Below are 17,032 nucleotides of genomic sequence, written 5' to 3'. Positions count from 1 at the left end.
AAGAAAAACCGGCGCCCGATCACAGGGCGCCGGTTCTGTTTAAGGGGTTATGCAAACCAGGTCCGGCTTGCGACATAACCGTCCATCAGGTCGCCATTGGCATGCGCGGCCCAGCCGGTCACCTTGTCCGAATAGCCGTCGATGAACTGGTTGAACATCGGGTTGATCAGACCGCCTTCTTCCCAAACGATCCGGGCCATCTGACCGTAGATTTCTTTGCGCTTGGTCTCATCCAGTTCGGCACGGGCTTTCAGCAGCAGCGCGTCGAATTCTTCGTTCTTGAAACGGGTGTCGTTCCAGTCGGCAGTCGACAGGTAGCCAACCGACCACATCTGATCCTGCACAGGACGCCCGCCCCAATACGAGGCACAGAACGGCTTGTTGTTCCACACTTCCGACCAGTAACCATCTGCAGGCTCACGCTGGATTTCCAGCGGAATACCGGCCTCTTGCGCCGACAGCTGGAACAGCTGCGCCGCATCGATCGCACCGGCAAAGGCACCGTCCGAGACATGCAGTACGATGGGAGAGCCATCATGGCCCGACGCCTTGTAATGCTCGGCAGCCTTGGCCAAATCGAACTGGCGTTGCTCCATCGTGCCGTCGAACAGCGGATAGGCTTCGTTGATCGGAATGTCATTGCCAACCGAGCCGTAGCCACGCAGCACCTTGTCGACCAGCTCCTCGCGGTTGATCGCGTATTTCAGCGCCAGACGCAGGTCTTTGTTGTCGAACGGCGCGGTGTCGCAATGCATGACAAAGATGTAATGCCCTCGGCCCGAGGTTGCGTTGATGGTCACACCCGGCGCGCGACCGAACAGTTTCGCGGTGCGCGGCGGCACGATGTTGATCGCGTGGACCTGACCGGCCTGCAACGCGGCCGAGCGGGCGGTGTCGTCGTTCAGAACCAGAATCTCGTGGCTGTCGAAATGGCCGACACTGTCGTCCCAATGGTTCGCGAATTTCTCGAACGCGTAGCGAATACCGGGCTCATCCGCGACCACCTTGTAGGCACCGGTCGAGATCCCCTCGGCCGGGTTGTCCATGCCACCGCCCGGCTGCATGATCAGGTGGTAGTCGGACATCAGGTAAGGAAGGTCCGCGTTGGGGGTGGTCAAGCTGATCACGACATTGTCGCCATCGACGCGAATATCCTCGATCCCGCGCATGATCCCCAGCGCACCGGACTGCGACTCTTCGTTTGAATGACGCGCAAGGGTCAGTTGCACGTCTTCGGGTGTCAGGGTCTTGCCGTTGTGGAACTCGACCCCTTTGCGAATGCGGAAGGTCCAGTCTTTGGCGTCTTCAGACGCCTCCCAGCTTTCAGCGATGCTGGGCTCAAGCCCACCATCAGCCGAGACAACGGTCAACATGTTGCCAAAGGCCCGCAGCGCCTTGGCGGTCACATGCGAAGCCGACAGCGCCGGGTCCAGCGTGTTGGTGCTTTCGCCGCCCTTCAGGCCAACACGAAGTGGCCGCCCTTCTTGGGGGTATCCGCCAGACCGGCCTCGGCCCAGATCAGGTTTGCCGCAGCGGCGCTCAGGCCCAATGCGCCTGCTTTTGCCATGAATTCACGGCGGCTCAGCGACAGCGGTTTGAGGTCAAACTTGCTCATCTCATTTTCCTTGTTGAGTGTTTCAGGAGGGATCCAGTCGGCGCGGCAGTTAGCTTGATTCTGTAACAGCCTTGTGACCGCTTTTGTCTGTCTTTGACCGGAATTGAGGATTTCGTCCAGCGACAATTCTTGTCGCATTTGGCGTTGCATCTGCGCGCGCGCAGATCACAGTGGAAACCAAGCAAATCGGAGGCGTTCATGAAACTTCAAACCCGTGTGGCGGTGATAGGCGGCGGCGTTGTCGGGTGTTCCGTGCTGTATCACCTGACCAAGCTTGGATGGTCCGATGTGATGTTGCTGGAACGCTCGGAACTGACCAGCGGTTCGACCTGGCACGCGGCGGGCGGGTTTCATACGCTGAACGGCGACACCAACATGGCGGCGCTGCAAGGCTATACGATCCGACTGTATAAAGAGCTGGAAGAGATCACCGGCATGTCCTGCGGGCTGCACCATGTGGGCGGCGTCACGCTGGCCGACAATCAGGACCGCTTTGACATGCTGCTGGCCGAGCGGGCCAAGCATCGCTTCATGGGGCTTGAGACCGAGATTGTCGGCCCGGACGAGGTCAAAAACATCGCCCCCATCACCAACACCGACGGCATCATCGGCGCGCTTTATGATCCGCTGGACGGGCATCTGGACCCCTCGGGCACGACACACGCCTATGCCAAAGCGGCGCGGATGGGCGGGGCCACGATCGAGACCCATTGCATGGTGCGCGAAACCAACCAACGCGCCGACGGCACATGGGACGTGGTCACCGACAAGGGCACAATCCATGCCGAGCATGTGGTCAACGCAGGCGGCCTCTGGGCGCGCGAGGTGGGCGCGATGGCCGGGGTCTATTTCCCGCTGCACCCGATGGAGCATCAGTATCTGGTGACGGACTCGATCCCTCAGATCGAGGCAATCATCGACGCGGGCGGCGAGCATCCGCATGTGATGGACCCCGCCGGCGAAAGCTATCTGCGGCAGGAAGGGCGTGGCCTGTGCATCGGGTTCTACGAACAGCCTTGCAAGCCGTGGGCCGTGGATGGAACGCCATGGGAGTTCGGGCACGAGCTGCTGCCGGATGACTATGACAAAATCACCGACAGTATCGAGTTTGCCTATAAACGCTTCCCGGTTCTGGCCGAGGCCGGTGTGAAATCGGTGATCCACGGGCCGTTCACCTTTGCGCCGGACGGGAACCCTCTGGTCGGGCCGGTGCCGGGGATGCGCAACTACTGGTCGGCCTGCGGTGTCATGGCCGGGTTCTCTCAGGGCGGCGGCGTTGGTCTGACGCTGGCGCAATGGATGATCGAGGGCGAGCCAGAACGCGACGTCTTTGCCATGGATGTGGCCCGGTTCGGCGATTGGATCAACCCCGGCTATACCCGCCCGAAGGTGATCGAGAACTATCAAAAACGCTTCAGCGTCGCCTACCCGAACGAGGAACTGCCCGCCGCCCGCCCCAACCGCACGACCCCGATGTATGACATCTTCAGCGATCTGGGCGCGGTGTGGGGGCAGCAATACGGGCTTGAGGTGCCGAATTACTTCGCCCAAGGGGATGAACCGGGCTACGAAACGCCGTCCTTTCGCCGCTCGGACGCGTTCGACGCCACGGGTCGCGAGGTGCGCGCGGTGCGCGACGGCGTCGGCATCAACGAGGTCCACAATTTCGGCAAATACCGCGTCACCGGCCCCAATGCGCGCGCGTGGCTGGACCGGATCATGGCCGGACGCATTCCACAGCCGGGACGCGTGTCTCTGACGCCGATGCTGTCGCTCAAGGGCAAGCTGATCGGTGATTTCACCGTTTCCTGCCTGAGCGAGACCGAGTTCCGGTTGACCGCGTCCTACGGCAGTCAGGCATTCCACATGCGCTGGTTCGAACAGAACGCTCGGGATGGTGTGGCGGTTGAAAATATCAGTGACCGTCTGAACGGCTTCCAGATCGCTGGCCCCAAGGCCACCGAAGTTCTGGCGGCCTGCACACGTCAGGATGTGACAAACCTGAGGTTCCTCGACGTTTGCCCGATGACCATCGGCATGACCGACTGCATCGTCCAGCGGGTCAGTTATACCGGCGATCTGGGGTATGAGATCTACTGTGATCCGATGGCCCAAAGGCAGCTGTGGTGGACCTTGTGGCAGGCCGGGCAGCCGCACGGAATAACCCCTTTTGGTATGCGTGCCATGATGTCCCTGCGGCTGGACAAGTTCTTTGGCTCATGGATGCGAGAGTTCTCGCCCGATTACACCGCCGCCGAAACGGGGCTGGACCGCTTTATCTCATTTTCCAAGAACGCGGACTTCATCGGCCGCGCCGCTGCCGAGGCGGAACGTGCCAATGGCACCGCCCGTAAACTGGTCGCTTTTGAGGTCGACGCCGAAGACGCCGATGTAAATGCTTACGAGCCGATCTGGCTGGACGGGTCCGTCGTCGGTTTCTGCACCTCGGGTGGGTTTTCGCATTATGCGCAGAAGTCCGTCGCCATGGGCTTTCTCCCAACAGAACGTGTAAGCGACGGGCTGGTGGTCGAAATCGAAATCCTGGGCCAGATGCGCAAGGCCCGCGTGATCTCGACCCCTCTGTTCGATGCGGGTGGTGCCCGGATGAGGGGATGACTCGGCGTCGCCCGGACGGCATCTTGGCGGAATGACGAAGATTCCCATCATCCTGCTGGCCGCCGGGCAATCGTCGCGGATGGGCGGTGCGGACAAGCTGTTGCAACAGGTGGACGGTGTTCCGCTGCTTAGGCGATCTGCACAAACTGCGCTGGCCGTGGGACCTGTGACGGTCGCCCTGCCCCAAAGGCCTCATCCCCGGTATCAGGCGCTGGACGGTTTTGATGTTCGTCGGGTGCCGATTCCGGACGCTGCGGAAGGAATGAATGCCAGCTTGCGCGGTGCTTTGGCGCACATAGACCCGGACGCAACGGCCGTCATGGTGATGCTGGCCGATTTGCCCGACCTGACATCGAACGATCTGGCGGAGGTTCTGGCAGCACACAACAACAACCCCGACTTCCTGATCTGGCGCGGTGCCACACAAAGCGGCAAGCCGGGTCACCCCGTGGTGTTCGACCAAAGCCTGTTTGCCGCGCTGGCCCAATTGACCGGAGACGAAGGCGCGCAATCCGTCGTGCGCGCAAACAAGGACCGGGTCTTCACAGTTGCCTTGCCGGGATCACATGCATTGCTGGATCTGGACACGCCCGAGGACTGGGCCGCATGGCACCAAAACCAGCCCCCAAAATGATCACGGCCCGGTCGATGACGACCGGGCCGCGTACCCAAACAGGACTACCACTTTTCTTCGATCTCAAAAGCGCGACCAATCTCGCCAAACAGGCTGACTGGGTTTTCCGCCGCTAAACCTAAACAAGACCCCCTCGTTAACATGCCGCTAGCGCTATTTAAGACCGAGATCACCGTTGGCACCCCCTAGTGCCTTCGGCTCCCCCTCACTTGGGCATGTTCATATTCCCCGATCCGATCCGTCGAAACAACGTAAAATTGGACAAAACTGCCCAGTTCAGCAGCAAACGAATGGCTTTTAAGCAACATTCTGCTTTCGCTTACACAACTTCCAAGTGTGCTTAGATTTTAGGGAATTCACAAATAAGGCCGTTATGCACATGCGTAATGCGCTATCTGATAACAATCTCGTGTTGTTAAACCGGTCGGCTCACAGTTTTTGGAACCGGTCCACAACTAAAGGAAGATCACTCTCTTTTTGATATTTCAGGCCACCCGATTGTCCACGAGGGAAACGAAATTCAACAGTTTTGAGTGTTTGACACACGTTTCGGCAACAATCCTCCGATTCGCACAAACAGTTCCCGCGAATCTCTGACCCACATCGCGGCACACCGAACAGGCGGTTTGTGGCAAAATTAAGATTTCTTAACCCTCTCGCCACGTAAGCCAAAGACTGGCGTTCTATCTGCCTGTTCAACGCGCGACAGCAATCGCGCGATATGAACAGGAGACACAAATGAGCATCCGTAAATCCTCGCTTCTTTTGCCGCGAAATTCCAGTTGGATCGGCGTCAGCGCACTGGGCGCTGCATTGCTGGCGACAACCGCCCTGCCCTCGATGGCGGACGAGGCACTGGCCGATCTGGTCGAAACCGTATCCCCGTCGGTGGTGACCATCATCGCCGAGCAGGGCATCGCCACAAGCCCGGCGCAAGGTCAGGAGTTTGACTTCGAAACCCATCCCTTTGGCGAGTTCTTCAAACGCTTCGGTGGCCCCGAAGGTTTCCAAATGCCACAACGCGGCCCGGCGCAGGGTCTGGGATCGGGGTTTGTTCTGGATGAGGCCGGGTTTATCGTGACCAACCACCACGTGGTCGACAACGCCTCATCAGTCACCGTGCGCCTGAACGATGACCGCACGTTTGACGCCGAAGTAATCGGCACCGACCCGCTGACCGATATCGCCGTTCTGAAAATCGACGCAGGCGAAACCCTGCAAGCGGTCGAAATGGGCGACAGCGACGTGATCCGCGTGGGCGAGGACGTGGTGGCCATCGGCAACCCGTTCGGCCTGAGCTCAACCGTTACCACCGGGATCGTCTCGGCCAAGGGCCGCAACATCTCGCAAGGGCCTTATGCCGAGTTCATTCAGACCGATGCGGCCATCAACAAAGGCAACTCGGGCGGTCCGCTGTTCAACATGGAAGGCGAAGTGGTCGGTGTAAACTCGGCCATCTATTCGCCCAGCGGCGGCTCGGTCGGCCTTGGCTTTGCGGTGACATCGAACATCGTGGAACATATCGCAGCCGATCTGCGCGATGACGGTCAGGTCAGCCGTGGTTGGCTGGGCGTGTCGATCCAGAATGTCAGTCCGGAACTGGCAGCGGCGCTTGGTATCGACAGCTCGACCGGTGCTTTGGTTTCGGACGTCGTGGCCGGTAGCCCGGCGGACGGTGTTCTGCAACAGGGCGACGTGATCCTGAGTTTCAATGACGAGACCGTGGATAACAGCAGCGACCTGCCCCTTCTGGTTGGCACCACCAGAGTTGGCACCGAAAGCACCCTGACCGTGCTGCGCGACGGCACCCAACAGGACCTGCAATTGACGATTGGCCAGCACCAGTCGGCCCAGGCCCAAGTGGACGGCCCCGTTGATGCGGAGGCCACTGGTACCCAACTGGGCGTCACAGTTGCGCCGCTGACCGAGGCCGCCCGCGCCGAGATGGGTGTGGCCGAAGGCGTTGACGGCGTGGTTGTGACCGACCTGAAACCTGACAGCCCTGCCGCCAAGGCCGGTCTGCAGCGCGGTGATATCATCGTCAAACTGGGTGGCCAGGACACGCTGACGCCGGACGCACTGAAAGCTGCGCTGGACAGCGAAAAGACCGACCCGGCGCTGGTGCTGATCAATCGCAGCGGCAACCAGATCTTTGTCGCGGTTGAAATCGCCTGACCGAAGACCCGCGCGCGTCACATGATGGGGATATATGACGTGCGCTTCCTGGCGGAATTGATTTGTCCGCAATCCGCCGGGCTTGCCGGGTGCGCGAGGCCGCACCCGGCTCGATCCCTCAGATACGAACCATTCTCAAACCATGTGCTTTATCTGAAAATTGTGTTTAAATCCCGATAGAAAGGAACCCCGATCATGAGCCGACGCCTGCTGATCGTCGAAGATGACGAAGACACACGGGACTTCATCGCCAAAGGTTTCAGCGAGGAAGGCTATGTGGTCGAGGTTGCCGCCGATGGCCGCGAGGGGCTGTATCATGCCACCGATGGCGGCTTTGACGCCATTGTTCTGGATCGGATGCTGCCTGGCTTGGACGGGTTGTCCCTGATCAAATCCATGCGCGCTGCAGGGTTGAAAACCCCCGTTCTGATGCTGACCGCCATGAGCGCGGTGGATGAGCGCGTGAAAGGTCTGCGCTCGGGCGCGGATGATTATCTGGTCAAGCCGTTTTCCTTTCAGGAACTGCACGCAAGGATCGAGGCGCTTTTGCGTCGCCCGCAGGAATCCGAGGAAACGCCGACCCTGACCTGCAAGGATCTTGAGATGGATCTGCTGACCCGCAAGGTCACGCGCGACGGGCATGAGATCACGCTGACCCCGCGTGAGTTCCAGATCCTCGAATTCTTCCTGCGCCGCAAAAATCGCGTCGTATCGCGCACCATGCTGCTGGAAGGCGTTTGGGATTATCACTTCGACCCGAACACCAATGTCGTGGACGTCCATATCTCAAAACTCCGCCGCCAGTTGGACGAAGGCGGCGACGCGCCACTGATTGAAACGGTCCGGGGTGCGGGTTACATGATGTCTGATGGATAACCTGCGGCTTTCCCTGAACAATTCACGCACACGGCTGGTTCTGGCCAGCATGGTACTCAGCACGCTTTTGACGGCGACGGTGCTGGCGTTGGTCTATGTTACGGCCAATCGCAGTATTGAATCCGAAACCCGCTCGGTCGTGTCAGCAGAACTCACAGGGCTGGCCGACGAATATGAACGCCGGGGCCTGATCGGGCTGATCACAGCCATCGAAAGGCGCCTTCCCAGCGCCTCGGAACGGGATGCGCTGTATCTTCTGACGGATCGGTTCGGCAACAAGCTGGTCGGGAACCTCAAGCAATGGCCCGAACATATCACGGCAGGCAGTGGTTGGGTTGAACTGGAACTGCGCCGCGCCGATGACGATCAACTCGTCCCCGTCTCGGCCGCGTCGATCCGCCTGCCCGGCAGGGAGCGCCTTATCGTCGGCCGCGACGCCGTCGCGCGGCAACAATTCGACCGGGTTCTGTTGCGATCCGTGGCGCTGGCCCTTGGCATCGCATTGGCACTCAGCGTGCTGACCGGCTGGTTGTTCACCCGGCTGGTTTTTTCCCGCCTGTCCGACATCGCCAGCACTGCCGAGAACATCGTCTCGGGCGATCTGTCCCGCAGGATGCCGTTGCGCGGCACTGGCGATGAGTTCGATCAGGTGGCCGGAACACTGAACAACATGCTGGATCGGATCGAAGAACTGATCAGCAACCTGCGCACCACGTCCAACTCGATAGCCCATGACCTGCGCTCGCCCCTGTCGCGCCTGAAACAACGGGTCGAGGCGCTTTCAGATCCCGACAAAAGCGACTTGGATCGTGAGGTTGATATTGCCCGCGCCACCGGTGAAATCGACCACGTTTTGCGGGTTTTGGGGCAGTTAACGGAAATCTCACGCGCCGAGGCCGGGCTGGGCCGTGAACAGTTCGAACAGGTGGATTTGCAGCAACTCGCCCGCGACGTTGTTGAACTCTACGAACCTGTCGCCGCTGATCAGAACATCCGGCTAGAGGTTCAGGGACAGGCCGCCCCGATACAGGGCCACCGGCCCCTTCTGTCTCAGGCGCTGTCGAACCTGCTGGAAAACGCTATGCGCTATGCGCCCGAAAACACCGCCATCACAATCTCGATCGGTGAGGATGGTGACACGGCCCACCTGAGTGTGCGTGATCAGGGACCGGGCGTCCCGCCAGAGGACCTGCACCGCCTGCAACTGCCCTTCGTGACGCTTGACCCCGCCCGCACGGAACGCAATGCGGGGTTGGGGTTGGCGCTGGTCGCGGCGATCTCACACATGCATGGCGGGCGGTTCGCGGCACGGAATTGCGAACCCGGCCTGGAAACCACCCTAAATCTGGCGCGCCGGGTTTAGTCAGGCGCGCCGTCGATGGCCATGTTCTTGTTTTTGTAGCGCTTATCCTCGGTCACATCCGCGCCGAACCAAGCGGGCGGCGCAAAACTGTGCGCCTCGTCTTCTGACGAGAACTCAACCTCGACCAGTTGCAGCGGCGCCAAATTGCCCTGAAAAATATCCAGTTCGAATACCCGCCCATCCGGCAAAGCGCCGGTGAACCGTTCTTTTTCAACCCGCCGCCCTTCGGTCTCCGGCCAGAAGGTTTCGAATTGATCGGCCGAGATTTCGGCCTCACGCTCTACCCGAACCAGCCCTCCGCCGCCTTTGAGGGTCAGGATATACCGGTCATTCTTCTGCCGCAACCGCAGCTCGGTCGAATCGTCAGGGGCCGTCAGATAACCCTGCCGGACAACCGCTTTCTGCGCGCCGCTCAGGTCCGGCAGACTGTTGACCAGAAACTTACGCTCGATTTCCTTGCTCATTTGGTCGAAACCACCCCGTTTTCCAATTCCTCATACAGCGCCGTGTAGGCCGCCCCCGCCACGCCGCGCGGGGCGTAGGTGACCACCGGCGCGCGATATTGGCCCATCTTCTCGATATCCGAGGCAAAAGGAATGCAACTTTGCATGAACCGCTTCCGATATGCGTTGCGCATCGTCTCCATCGTCTGCTGATGCAGGGTTTTGCGTTGCTGGACCATCGAAAAGAATGCCTTCAGCTTTTTCTTCGGCAGTTTGTGTTCGTCAAAGAACCCCACCAACTGATCGAAGGTCCGCTCCGACAGGGTGGTTGGGATGACCGGCACGACAATCTCATCAGCGGCCTTGAAGATATTTTCGGACAGGGTCGAAAAATTCGGCGGGCAATCGAGGATGATGACGTCATAGTCACTGCCCGCTGCCATCAGAGCCTTTTTCAGACGCGAGCGCTTGTTCCGCATCCGAGACAGAAACACGTCAAAATCGCGGAAGGTCAGATTTGCAGGCAGAATGTCCAACCCTTCGAAATCGCTGGCCCGGATGGCGTTGGTAAAGCGCTTCACATCTTCAAAAAACCGCGCATCCGTTAGTTTTTTCGAAGGCTTGACCCGAAAATAAAACCCCGAGGCCCCTTGTGGATCAAGATCGCACAACAGAACCAGCTTACCCGCCGCGGCATAGGCATGGGCCAGATTGACCGAGGTTGCGGTTTTCCCGACACCGCCTTTGTTGCTGTAACAGGCAATGATCTTCATTCCTCACTCCTTGGGCTGGTGAAACAGGCTGCGGAACAGATGGCGTGTTTCGGGGGCATCGAATTGCTGGAAATTGGCGATCACCCGGTCACGCTCGGCCCGCTGACGTTGATCCAGTACGGCGATCAGCCCGCCAACAGCCAAACCGACCTGAGCATCCACACGGCCTTGGGCGTTTGATTGCTGAGACGTAAAAGCCAGCAGAGCCTCTTGCTGGACCGAGAAATCGTTGAACAGTCCAAGGTTATCCTGAAGCTTTTTCAGGGGCTTGAGGATCGATTTGAAATCCTTTGCGTCGAACAGGGGCGCAAAGAACTCCATCAGGTATCGGAGTTTCTTGCAGTCGATCCGAAGGCCATGCACTGATTCATCCGGAGTTTCGGGCGTGATGCTGCGCGCGATCTTGCAGACCTTGCGATAGCGTTTCCAGATCAGCGCGCAGGCATAATCATACGCCCCGCGCTGCGCATTCGGTCCCGGTTTTACGTTATCCGTCCCGTCAAACAGCGCCCTGAGGTCAGACATCTGGCTTTGGTAAGTCTTGCTGCGCAATCGGCGCGTGATGCGCGACAGTTCTTGGGCGCGTTCCTTCTGGAATTGCGCAAACATGGCGTCCAGACCAGCATGAAGCGTGCTTGGCACCAGGTTGAAATACATATCCTTTTCCAGAAGATAGACGTCCAGATCCCGCATCCGCCCTGTCGGCGCCATCAGCTCCGAGAAGGTCTTTTTGAATTCGGCGGTCTGCGCCTCAGAAAACACCCCTTTGAACAGGCTGATGACCGAGCGAATTCGACGCAGCGACACGCGGTAGTCATGCAGAAACTCGGTATCAATATCCGCGATCAGGCCACTTTCATTTTGCTGCGCAACCTTTAGATAAGTCTTGATAATATCAGCCGCGACTTGAATCGAGGGTTCGTCGGTCCCCAATGCGATCTCGGGCTTGGCACGATAACGCGCGTCGGTCGCCGATACCGCATCCGCCAGTGATTCAATGTCCGGGCTTGCCCCAACCATTGCACGGACCGCAGCGCAGGCTTTGTCAAAGGCTTTGTCGTATCCACGCAATCGCCGAAGGCGCAGGATTGTCGCCCGACCATGTTCCGTAGACAACGACACCACACTGCCGCGCACTTGCGTCTTTTGCAGATCGTCCAGCAGGGCCACGTCGCTTTCCTGCCTTTCTCCCGTGGCGATTTCCATCAAGGCGCGTAGTTTGGGAAAGCCGCTCAAAGCCTCACGCACAGGACCTGTTGGCAGATCCTGCACAAACCGGCCCCGGCCCTTGCCTTTTTGGATCCGGCGCGCACCGTCCTTCTGCAACAGGTGCAACGCCCCTTCCGTTTCCAACAATATCCGACCAGAGGCGCGGATCGACTGATCATGGCAATCCAGCAGAATAAACGGCTTACCAGCGTACGACCTGGTGACTCTCACCGACATATCAGTCAGGGCCGACGCAAACGCAGCCTGATCAAACGCGCCAAGAACAAAGAAAAGCGCCTCGGACTCAGAATTCATGAACTGCTCTTTCGTTCTGCTTCAAGGTCGTCATTGACCAGAATCTCCGTGACCTTCTGAATGCCGATGCTTTCTACAATCGAACTTTTTTCAGCAATCCAAGGGGCTTTCCCTCAAGCCAATGTGGGGTGTTTTTCGCTATTCTCCACAGTTTGGCCGAAGCCTTTGGTTCTAACCATCCAATTTTCTGCGATGGCATGACGTTATGAATGCAAGACTCTGCATTCGTTGCAAGTAAAACCGGGCGCGACCCGACGAAATGCGCGGGTGACAGCCCTGCAACGGCTGGTTAAACCAAGGGCATGTCTGATCCCGTCTCATCCATCCGCAATCTGGGTCCCGCCTTCGAGCAAGCCTGCGCCCGCGCGGGCATCCATTCAGCGCAGGAACTGCGCGAGTTGGGGCCGGATGAGGCGTATTCCCGGCTGCTACAGGCCGGAACCAAAGCGCATTTCATCGGGTATTATGTGCTGGTGATGGGCCTGCAGGGCCGCCCTTGGAACGACTGCAAGGGTGAAGAGAAAAAGCAGCTGCGTCAGCGGTTTGACGCCATCAAGGCCAGCACCAAAGCCGCTCCGGAAAACCAGATGATCTCGGATCTGGATGCGATTGGCGTGCGTGTTGCCGCCAAGGATCTGAAACAGGTCTGAACGAAAAAGACCGCCCCAAAACGGAGCGGCCTCAAAATCCGATACAAGCCGTAGCTTAGCCGACCAGTTCGATGCCCGAGAAGAAATAGGCAATCTCGACTGCTGCGGTTTCCGGTGCGTCCGAACCGTGGACCGAGTTTTCACCGACCGATTCAGCGAACTCGGCGCGGATGGTGCCGGCGGCCGCGTCAACGGGGTTGGTTGCGCCCATGACTTCGCGGTTCTTGGCAATGGCACCTTCGCCTTCCAGAACCTGAACAACGACCGGAGCCGACGACATGAATTCGCACAGTTCGTCATAGAACGGACGCTCGGCGTGGACTTCGTAGAACTTGCCAGCCTGTTCCTTGGTCATGTGGATGCGCTTTTGCGCAACGATGCGCAGGCCCGCGTCTTCGAATTTGGCGTTGATCTTGCCAGTCAGGTTGCGGCGGGTTGCATCGGGTTTGATGATCGAGAATGTGCGTTCCAGTGCCATGTCGGCCTCTCCTTAACATAGGGCGCGACACTCGCGCCGAAATCCATCGCGCGCCGCGTAGCATGGTATCGGGCGTAAGAAAAGGACAATGATTGCCTGACATTCAGATCGTGTCGGGAAGCGGGTCGTGCAGATCGATCCAACGCACATAGAGGATGGACAAAAGCCCCGCAAAGCTGCTGGCGCACATCATGCCCAACACGACAAAGGGCGCGTTCTGGGCACTGACCAGTGCGCCGGTGGCTGAGGTGAGAATAGCGCCCAACAGAACGGTGATCGCGCCGGACAATCCGGCGGCGCTGCCCGCAAGCTGCGGCCTGACCGACATCAACCCGGCCGTTGCATTGGCGACAGTCAGACCGTTGCCAAAGCCCACGAAGACTGCGGACCCAAAAAACGTCCAGACCGTGCCGAACCCGCCAAGGAATGTCAGCAAGCCGATCAGCGGACCAAGCGAGGCGATTGCCCGTCCAACAAGGATCATCGTGCTTAGTTTTGTGTGGGCGGCGAGGCGTCCGGTCAGAAAGCTGCCAGCCATGAACCCCAGCGTGATAATCCCGATCCCTACCCCTAACAAAGCCGGGTTGAGATCGAACCACGCGCCCGCGACCAAAGGCGCGCCAGTGATGAAGGCATAAAAGCCCCCGATCGAAAATGCCGCGCAGAACGAATAGCCCCAGAACCGGCGAGAGCCGAACAGCTGCGGATAAAGCCGCATCTGCGCGGCGAAAGTTGCGTTGGCGTTTGTGTTGGTCTCGCCCATATCGGCCCAGACCAGCACCAACATGGCCACGCCCAACATGGCATAAAGGACAAAACCCGCGCGCCAGCCGAACAGCATTTCAAGCACGCCGCCCAGCATCGGGCCCAGCATTGGCGCAAGGGCCATCGCCATCGAGATGTAACCCAGTTTGCTGGCGGCTTCGTTGGGCTCGTACATATCGCGCACAGCAGCGCGCGACAGCACCTGCCCCGCGATGATTGCGCCCTGCAACATGCGAAAGCCAAGAAAGACCCAGATCGACTCGGCCAAGGCGCAACCGACAGATGCCGCAACAAAAATCACCATGCTGAGCAGCAGAACGGGCCGCCGCCCGAACCGGTCGGACAAGGGCCCCATGATCAGTTGCAGAACAGCGGACAGAGCCAGATAGCCCGCGACCGCCAGATTGACCAATCCATAGTCAGCCTGCAAATCCTCACCAATATGGGCCAGTGACGGCAGGAACATATTCAGCGACAGCACCGACAGCGCGGTCAGCAGAACCAGCGTGATCAGTGTCGGGTGCGATTGGGCCGCGCGCATAAGGTGTCTCCGGTGCTTGCAGAACGCGCTAACACATTGCCCGGCGGTTGAACATGCCAAGCCGCTGGCGGCGGCATCACGGCTCTGCTAAGAGCGGCCTCATGCTACGGATCGAAGACATCACCTATGCCGTTGAAGGCCGCCCCCTGTTCGACGGGGCCAGTGCAACCATTCCCGACGGGCACAAAGTCGGGCTTGTGGGCCGCAATGGCACCGGCAAGACCACCCTGTTTCGACTGATCCGGGGGGAACTGGCGCTGGAGTCCGGCAATATCTCGGTCCCGAAACGGGCGCGGATTGGTGGGGTGGCGCAAGAGGTGCCCTCGTCCGATGTGTCGCTGATCAACACGGTTCTGGCAGCCGATACCGAACGTAGCGCGCTGATGGCCGAGGCCGACAGCGCCACCGACCCCGCACGGATCGCGGAGATCCAGACCCGTTTGGCCGATATTGATGCGTGGTCGGCCGAGGCGCGCGCGGCCTCGATCCTCAAGGGTCTGGGGTTCGATGACGACGACCAGCTGAAACCCTGTTCCGATTTCTCGGGCGGCTGGCGAATGCGCGTCGCTCTGGCAGCGGTGCTGTTCTCGCAGCCCGACCTGCTGCTTTTGGACGAACCGACCAACTATCTCGACCTTGAAGGCGCGTTGTGGCTGGAGAGCTATCTGGCGAAGTATCCGCATACTGTCATCATCATCAGCCACGACCGCGGGCTGTTGAACCGGGCCGTTGGCTCGATCCTGCATCTGGAAGACCGCAAGCTCACCTATTACGCCGTGCCTTATGACAAATTCGCCGAACGCCGGGCGGAACGTCTGGCGCAGGCGGAATCGGAAAACGCCAAGGCCAAGGCCCGCATCGCGCATCTGCAAAGTTTCGTGGACCGGTTTCGCGCCAAGGCGTCCAAAGCCGTGCAGGCCCAATCGCGCCTGAAGATGATCGAACGCATCCAACTGGTCTCAACCCCGCAAGAGGCCGCGTTGCGCGCGTTCTCTTTCCCGGAACCCGAGGAACTGTCGCCACCCATCATCAATCTCGAAGGCGGCGTCACGGGCTATGGCGAGACCGAAGTGCTGCGCCGTCTGAACCTGCGCATCGATCAGGACGACCGCATCGCGCTGCTGGGCAAGAACGGTCAGGGTAAATCGACCCTGTCCAAGCTGCTGTCCGACCGCCTGCCCCTGATGGTGGGCAAGATGAGCCGCTCCAACAAGCTGCGCATCGGCTATTTCGCGCAGCATCAGGTGGATGAGCTCTATGTGGACGAGACGCCGCTGGACCACTTGCGCCGCCTGCGCCCGGATGAGGCGCCGGGCAAGTGGCGCTCGCGTCTGGCCGGGTTCGGCCTGAACGCGGATCAGGCTGAGACCAAGGTGGGGCGTCTGTCGGGCGGTCAAAAGGCGCGGCTGTCGCTGCTGCTGGCCACCATCGACGCGCCGCATATGCTGATCCTGGACGAGCCGACCAACCATCTGGACATCGAAAGCCGCGAGGCGCTGGTCGAGGCGCTGACCGCCTATTCCGGCGCGGTTGTGCTGGTCAGCCATGACATGCACCTGCTATCGCTGGTGGCGGACCGGCTATGGCTGGTCTCGGACGGGACGGTCAAGCCGTTCGATGGCGATCTGGAGGCCTATCGTTCCTTGCTGCTGGCCCGCGACAAACCCGTGAAGGCGAAGCCGCAAACCGCCAAGCCCAAGCGCCCCTCGCGTGAGGCGATGCTGGCCCTGCGCGCCGATCTGCGCAAATGCGAGGACCGGATCGAGAAACTGACGGACATGCATGACAAGCTGTCGGCCAAGCTGGCGGACCCGGCCTTGTACGAGGATGACAAGATCAACGATCTGGAAACCTGGAACCGTAAATTCGCCGAAGTCACCGAAGCCATGCAAAAGGCCGAGGCGCTTTGGGTTGCTGCGGCTGAAAAACTGGAACAGGCCGAGAGCGCCGCATGACTGACGCCGCCTTCTTCATCACCGCCTTCACCACCTTGTTCGTGGTGATCGACCCGTTTGGCACCGCGCCCATCTTTGTCGCGATGACGCAGGATATGGACGCGCGCACCCGGCGGCGAACGGCCTATCGCACCTGCGTTGTGGCTTCGGGCATCCTGATTGCCTTTGCCGCCTTTGGTGAGGCCGTACTGGGTTTCGTTGGCATTTCGATGGAGGCGTTCAAGGTCGCCGGCGGCGCACTGCTGTTCCTGACCGCGCTGGACATGCTGTTCGAACGCCGCACCAAACGGCGCGAGGATCGGGCCGAGGAAGAGGAACACAACGATCCGTCCGTCTTTCCGCTCGCCATCCCTCTGGTCGCCGGGCCGGGATCGATTGCGACCATTATTCTGCTGTCCGGGCAGCATCCGGGCATTCAGGGAATTGCTGCGGCAGTGGCCGTAATGCTGGCCGTCATGGCGGTGGTTCTGTTGTTCTTCTTGTCGGGCGGTCTGATCGCCCGCATTCTGGGCAAAACCGGTCTGAACGTGTTGACCCGGTTGTTGGGTATGCTGCTGGCCGCCCTGTCGGTGCAGTTCATTCTGGATGGCCTCAAGGCCTTTGGTTTTGCGTCCTAAATCCCCA

General features: G+C 59.7%; 13 protein-coding genes and 1 pseudogene. 8 read left to right on the top strand and 6 right to left on the bottom strand.

What is annotated here, in order from left to right; all coding sequences use genetic code 11:
- Positions 1-47 precede the first annotated feature (47 nt).
- A pseudogene (locus ACR0C9_RS04860) lies at positions 48-1,615 on the bottom strand (ABC transporter substrate-binding protein).
- A gap of 198 nt (positions 1,616-1,813) precedes the next feature.
- On the opposite strand from ACR0C9_RS04860, the gene ACR0C9_RS04855 reads away from it, so the two are divergent.
- The 5 genes from ACR0C9_RS04855 to ACR0C9_RS04835 all read left to right on the top strand — a co-directional run bounded on the left by ACR0C9_RS04855 (position 1,814) and on the right by ACR0C9_RS04835 (position 9,279).
- Complete coding sequence (locus ACR0C9_RS04855; protein WP_480780506.1) at positions 1,814-4,231, top strand: GcvT family protein; 2,418 nt, start codon at positions 1,814-1,816, stop codon at positions 4,229-4,231.
- 31 nt (positions 4,232-4,262) lie between these two features.
- On the top strand, positions 4,263-4,865 hold the full coding sequence (locus ACR0C9_RS04850) for a nucleotidyltransferase family protein (RefSeq protein WP_480780505.1): 603 nt from the start codon (positions 4,263-4,265) through the stop codon (positions 4,863-4,865).
- A 738-nt stretch (positions 4,866-5,603) separates the two neighbouring features.
- Entirely contained in the window at positions 5,604-7,040 is a 1,437-nt protein-coding gene (locus ACR0C9_RS04845) for a Do family serine endopeptidase (RefSeq protein ID WP_480780504.1), read from the top strand.
- 195 nt (positions 7,041-7,235) lie between these two features.
- Entirely contained in the window at positions 7,236-7,916 is a 681-nt protein-coding gene (locus ACR0C9_RS04840; protein ID WP_170451226.1) for a response regulator transcription factor, read from the top strand.
- Positions 7,909-9,279 (top strand): sensor histidine kinase, encoded by a 1,371-nt coding sequence (locus ACR0C9_RS04835; protein ID WP_170630180.1) that lies wholly within the window; start codon positions 7,909-7,911, stop codon positions 9,277-9,279. The genes ACR0C9_RS04840 and ACR0C9_RS04835 overlap by 8 nt, the downstream gene beginning before the upstream one ends.
- Here the strand turns inward: ACR0C9_RS04835 and ACR0C9_RS04830 are convergent.
- Genes ACR0C9_RS04830 through ACR0C9_RS04820 form a run of 3 tightly spaced genes read right to left on the bottom strand, consistent with a single transcriptional unit; the run spans position 9,276 to position 12,019 of the window.
- Positions 9,276-9,743, bottom strand: a complete 468-nt coding sequence (locus ACR0C9_RS04830; RefSeq protein WP_480780503.1) for a CYTH domain-containing protein — start codon at positions 9,741-9,743, stop codon at positions 9,276-9,278. The two genes, ACR0C9_RS04835 and ACR0C9_RS04830, sit on opposite strands and share 4 nt — an antisense overlap.
- Positions 9,740-10,495, bottom strand: a complete 756-nt coding sequence (locus ACR0C9_RS04825) for a ParA family protein (protein ID WP_480780502.1) — start codon at positions 10,493-10,495, stop codon at positions 9,740-9,742. The genes ACR0C9_RS04830 and ACR0C9_RS04825 overlap by 4 nt, the downstream gene beginning before the upstream one ends.
- A 3-nt stretch (positions 10,496-10,498) precedes the next feature.
- Positions 10,499-12,019: a CHAD domain-containing protein gene (locus ACR0C9_RS04820; RefSeq protein ID WP_170451234.1), complete on the bottom strand. Its 1,521-nt coding sequence runs from the start codon at positions 12,017-12,019 to the stop codon at positions 10,499-10,501.
- Positions 12,020-12,321: 302 nt separating this feature from the next.
- On the opposite strand from ACR0C9_RS04820, the gene ACR0C9_RS04815 reads away from it, so the two are divergent.
- Positions 12,322-12,669 (top strand): TfoX/Sxy family protein, encoded by a 348-nt coding sequence (locus ACR0C9_RS04815; protein ID WP_170451236.1) that lies wholly within the window; start codon positions 12,322-12,324, stop codon positions 12,667-12,669.
- Between the two features lie 55 nt (positions 12,670-12,724).
- Here ACR0C9_RS04815 and ndk read toward each other — a convergent pair whose 3' ends face one another.
- Positions 12,725-13,147: a nucleoside-diphosphate kinase gene (ndk, locus tag ACR0C9_RS04810; protein ID WP_480780501.1), complete on the bottom strand. Its 423-nt coding sequence runs from the start codon at positions 13,145-13,147 to the stop codon at positions 12,725-12,727.
- Positions 13,148-13,250: 103 nt separating this feature from the next.
- The gene (locus tag ACR0C9_RS04805) at positions 13,251-14,453 is read right to left on the bottom strand and encodes a multidrug effflux MFS transporter (RefSeq protein ID WP_170621687.1); all 1,203 of its coding nucleotides are present in this window, start codon (positions 14,451-14,453) and stop codon (positions 13,251-13,253) included.
- Positions 14,454-14,554: 101 nt separating this feature from the next.
- On the opposite strand from ACR0C9_RS04805, the gene ACR0C9_RS04800 reads away from it, so the two are divergent.
- Both ACR0C9_RS04800 and ACR0C9_RS04795 read left to right on the top strand, forming a co-directional pair.
- On the top strand, positions 14,555-16,408 hold the full coding sequence (locus ACR0C9_RS04800) for an ABC-F family ATP-binding cassette domain-containing protein (protein WP_170451240.1): 1,854 nt from the start codon (positions 14,555-14,557) through the stop codon (positions 16,406-16,408).
- Positions 16,405-17,025 carry a MarC family protein gene (locus ACR0C9_RS04795; RefSeq protein ID WP_170451242.1) on the top strand — a complete coding sequence of 207 codons (621 nt, stop codon included), beginning with the start codon at positions 16,405-16,407 and terminating at the stop codon, positions 17,023-17,025. Before ACR0C9_RS04800 ends, ACR0C9_RS04795 begins: the two co-directional genes overlap by 4 nt.
- Positions 17,026-17,032 lie beyond the last annotated feature (7 nt).

The organism is Ruegeria sp. C12, from assembly GCF_056537745.1.
This window is presented reverse-complemented; position numbering and strand designations above follow the sequence as displayed.

What these genes read in the sequence shown, in the direction of transcription:
- ACR0C9_RS04855 (WP_480780506.1), top strand. Translation starts at nt 1,814, where the DNA reads ATGAAACTTCAAACCCGTGTGGCGGTGATAGGCGGCGGCGTTGTCGGG.
- ACR0C9_RS04850 (WP_480780505.1), top strand. Translation starts at nt 4,263, where the DNA reads ATGACGAAGATTCCCATCATCCTGCTGGCCGCCGGGCAATCGTCGCGG.
- ACR0C9_RS04845 (WP_480780504.1), top strand. Translation starts at nt 5,604, where the DNA reads ATGAGCATCCGTAAATCCTCGCTTCTTTTGCCGCGAAATTCCAGTTGG.
- ACR0C9_RS04840 (WP_170451226.1), top strand. Translation starts at nt 7,236, where the DNA reads ATGAGCCGACGCCTGCTGATCGTCGAAGATGACGAAGACACACGGGAC.
- ACR0C9_RS04835 (WP_170630180.1), top strand. Translation starts at nt 7,909, where the DNA reads ATGGATAACCTGCGGCTTTCCCTGAACAATTCACGCACACGGCTGGTT.
- ACR0C9_RS04830 (WP_480780503.1), bottom strand. Translation starts at nt 9,743, where the DNA reads ATGAGCAAGGAAATCGAGCGTAAGTTTCTGGTCAACAGTCTGCCGGAC.
- ACR0C9_RS04825 (WP_480780502.1), bottom strand. Translation starts at nt 10,495, where the DNA reads ATGAAGATCATTGCCTGTTACAGCAACAAAGGCGGTGTCGGGAAAACC.
- ACR0C9_RS04820 (WP_170451234.1), bottom strand. Translation starts at nt 12,019, where the DNA reads ATGAATTCTGAGTCCGAGGCGCTTTTCTTTGTTCTTGGCGCGTTTGAT.
- ACR0C9_RS04815 (WP_170451236.1), top strand. Translation starts at nt 12,322, where the DNA reads ATGTCTGATCCCGTCTCATCCATCCGCAATCTGGGTCCCGCCTTCGAG.
- ndk (WP_480780501.1), bottom strand. Translation starts at nt 13,147, where the DNA reads ATGGCACTGGAACGCACATTCTCGATCATCAAACCCGATGCAACCCGC.
- ACR0C9_RS04805 (WP_170621687.1), bottom strand. Translation starts at nt 14,453, where the DNA reads ATGCGCGCGGCCCAATCGCACCCGACACTGATCACGCTGGTTCTGCTG.
- ACR0C9_RS04800 (WP_170451240.1), top strand. Translation starts at nt 14,555, where the DNA reads ATGCTACGGATCGAAGACATCACCTATGCCGTTGAAGGCCGCCCCCTG.
- ACR0C9_RS04795 (WP_170451242.1), top strand. Translation starts at nt 16,405, where the DNA reads ATGACTGACGCCGCCTTCTTCATCACCGCCTTCACCACCTTGTTCGTG.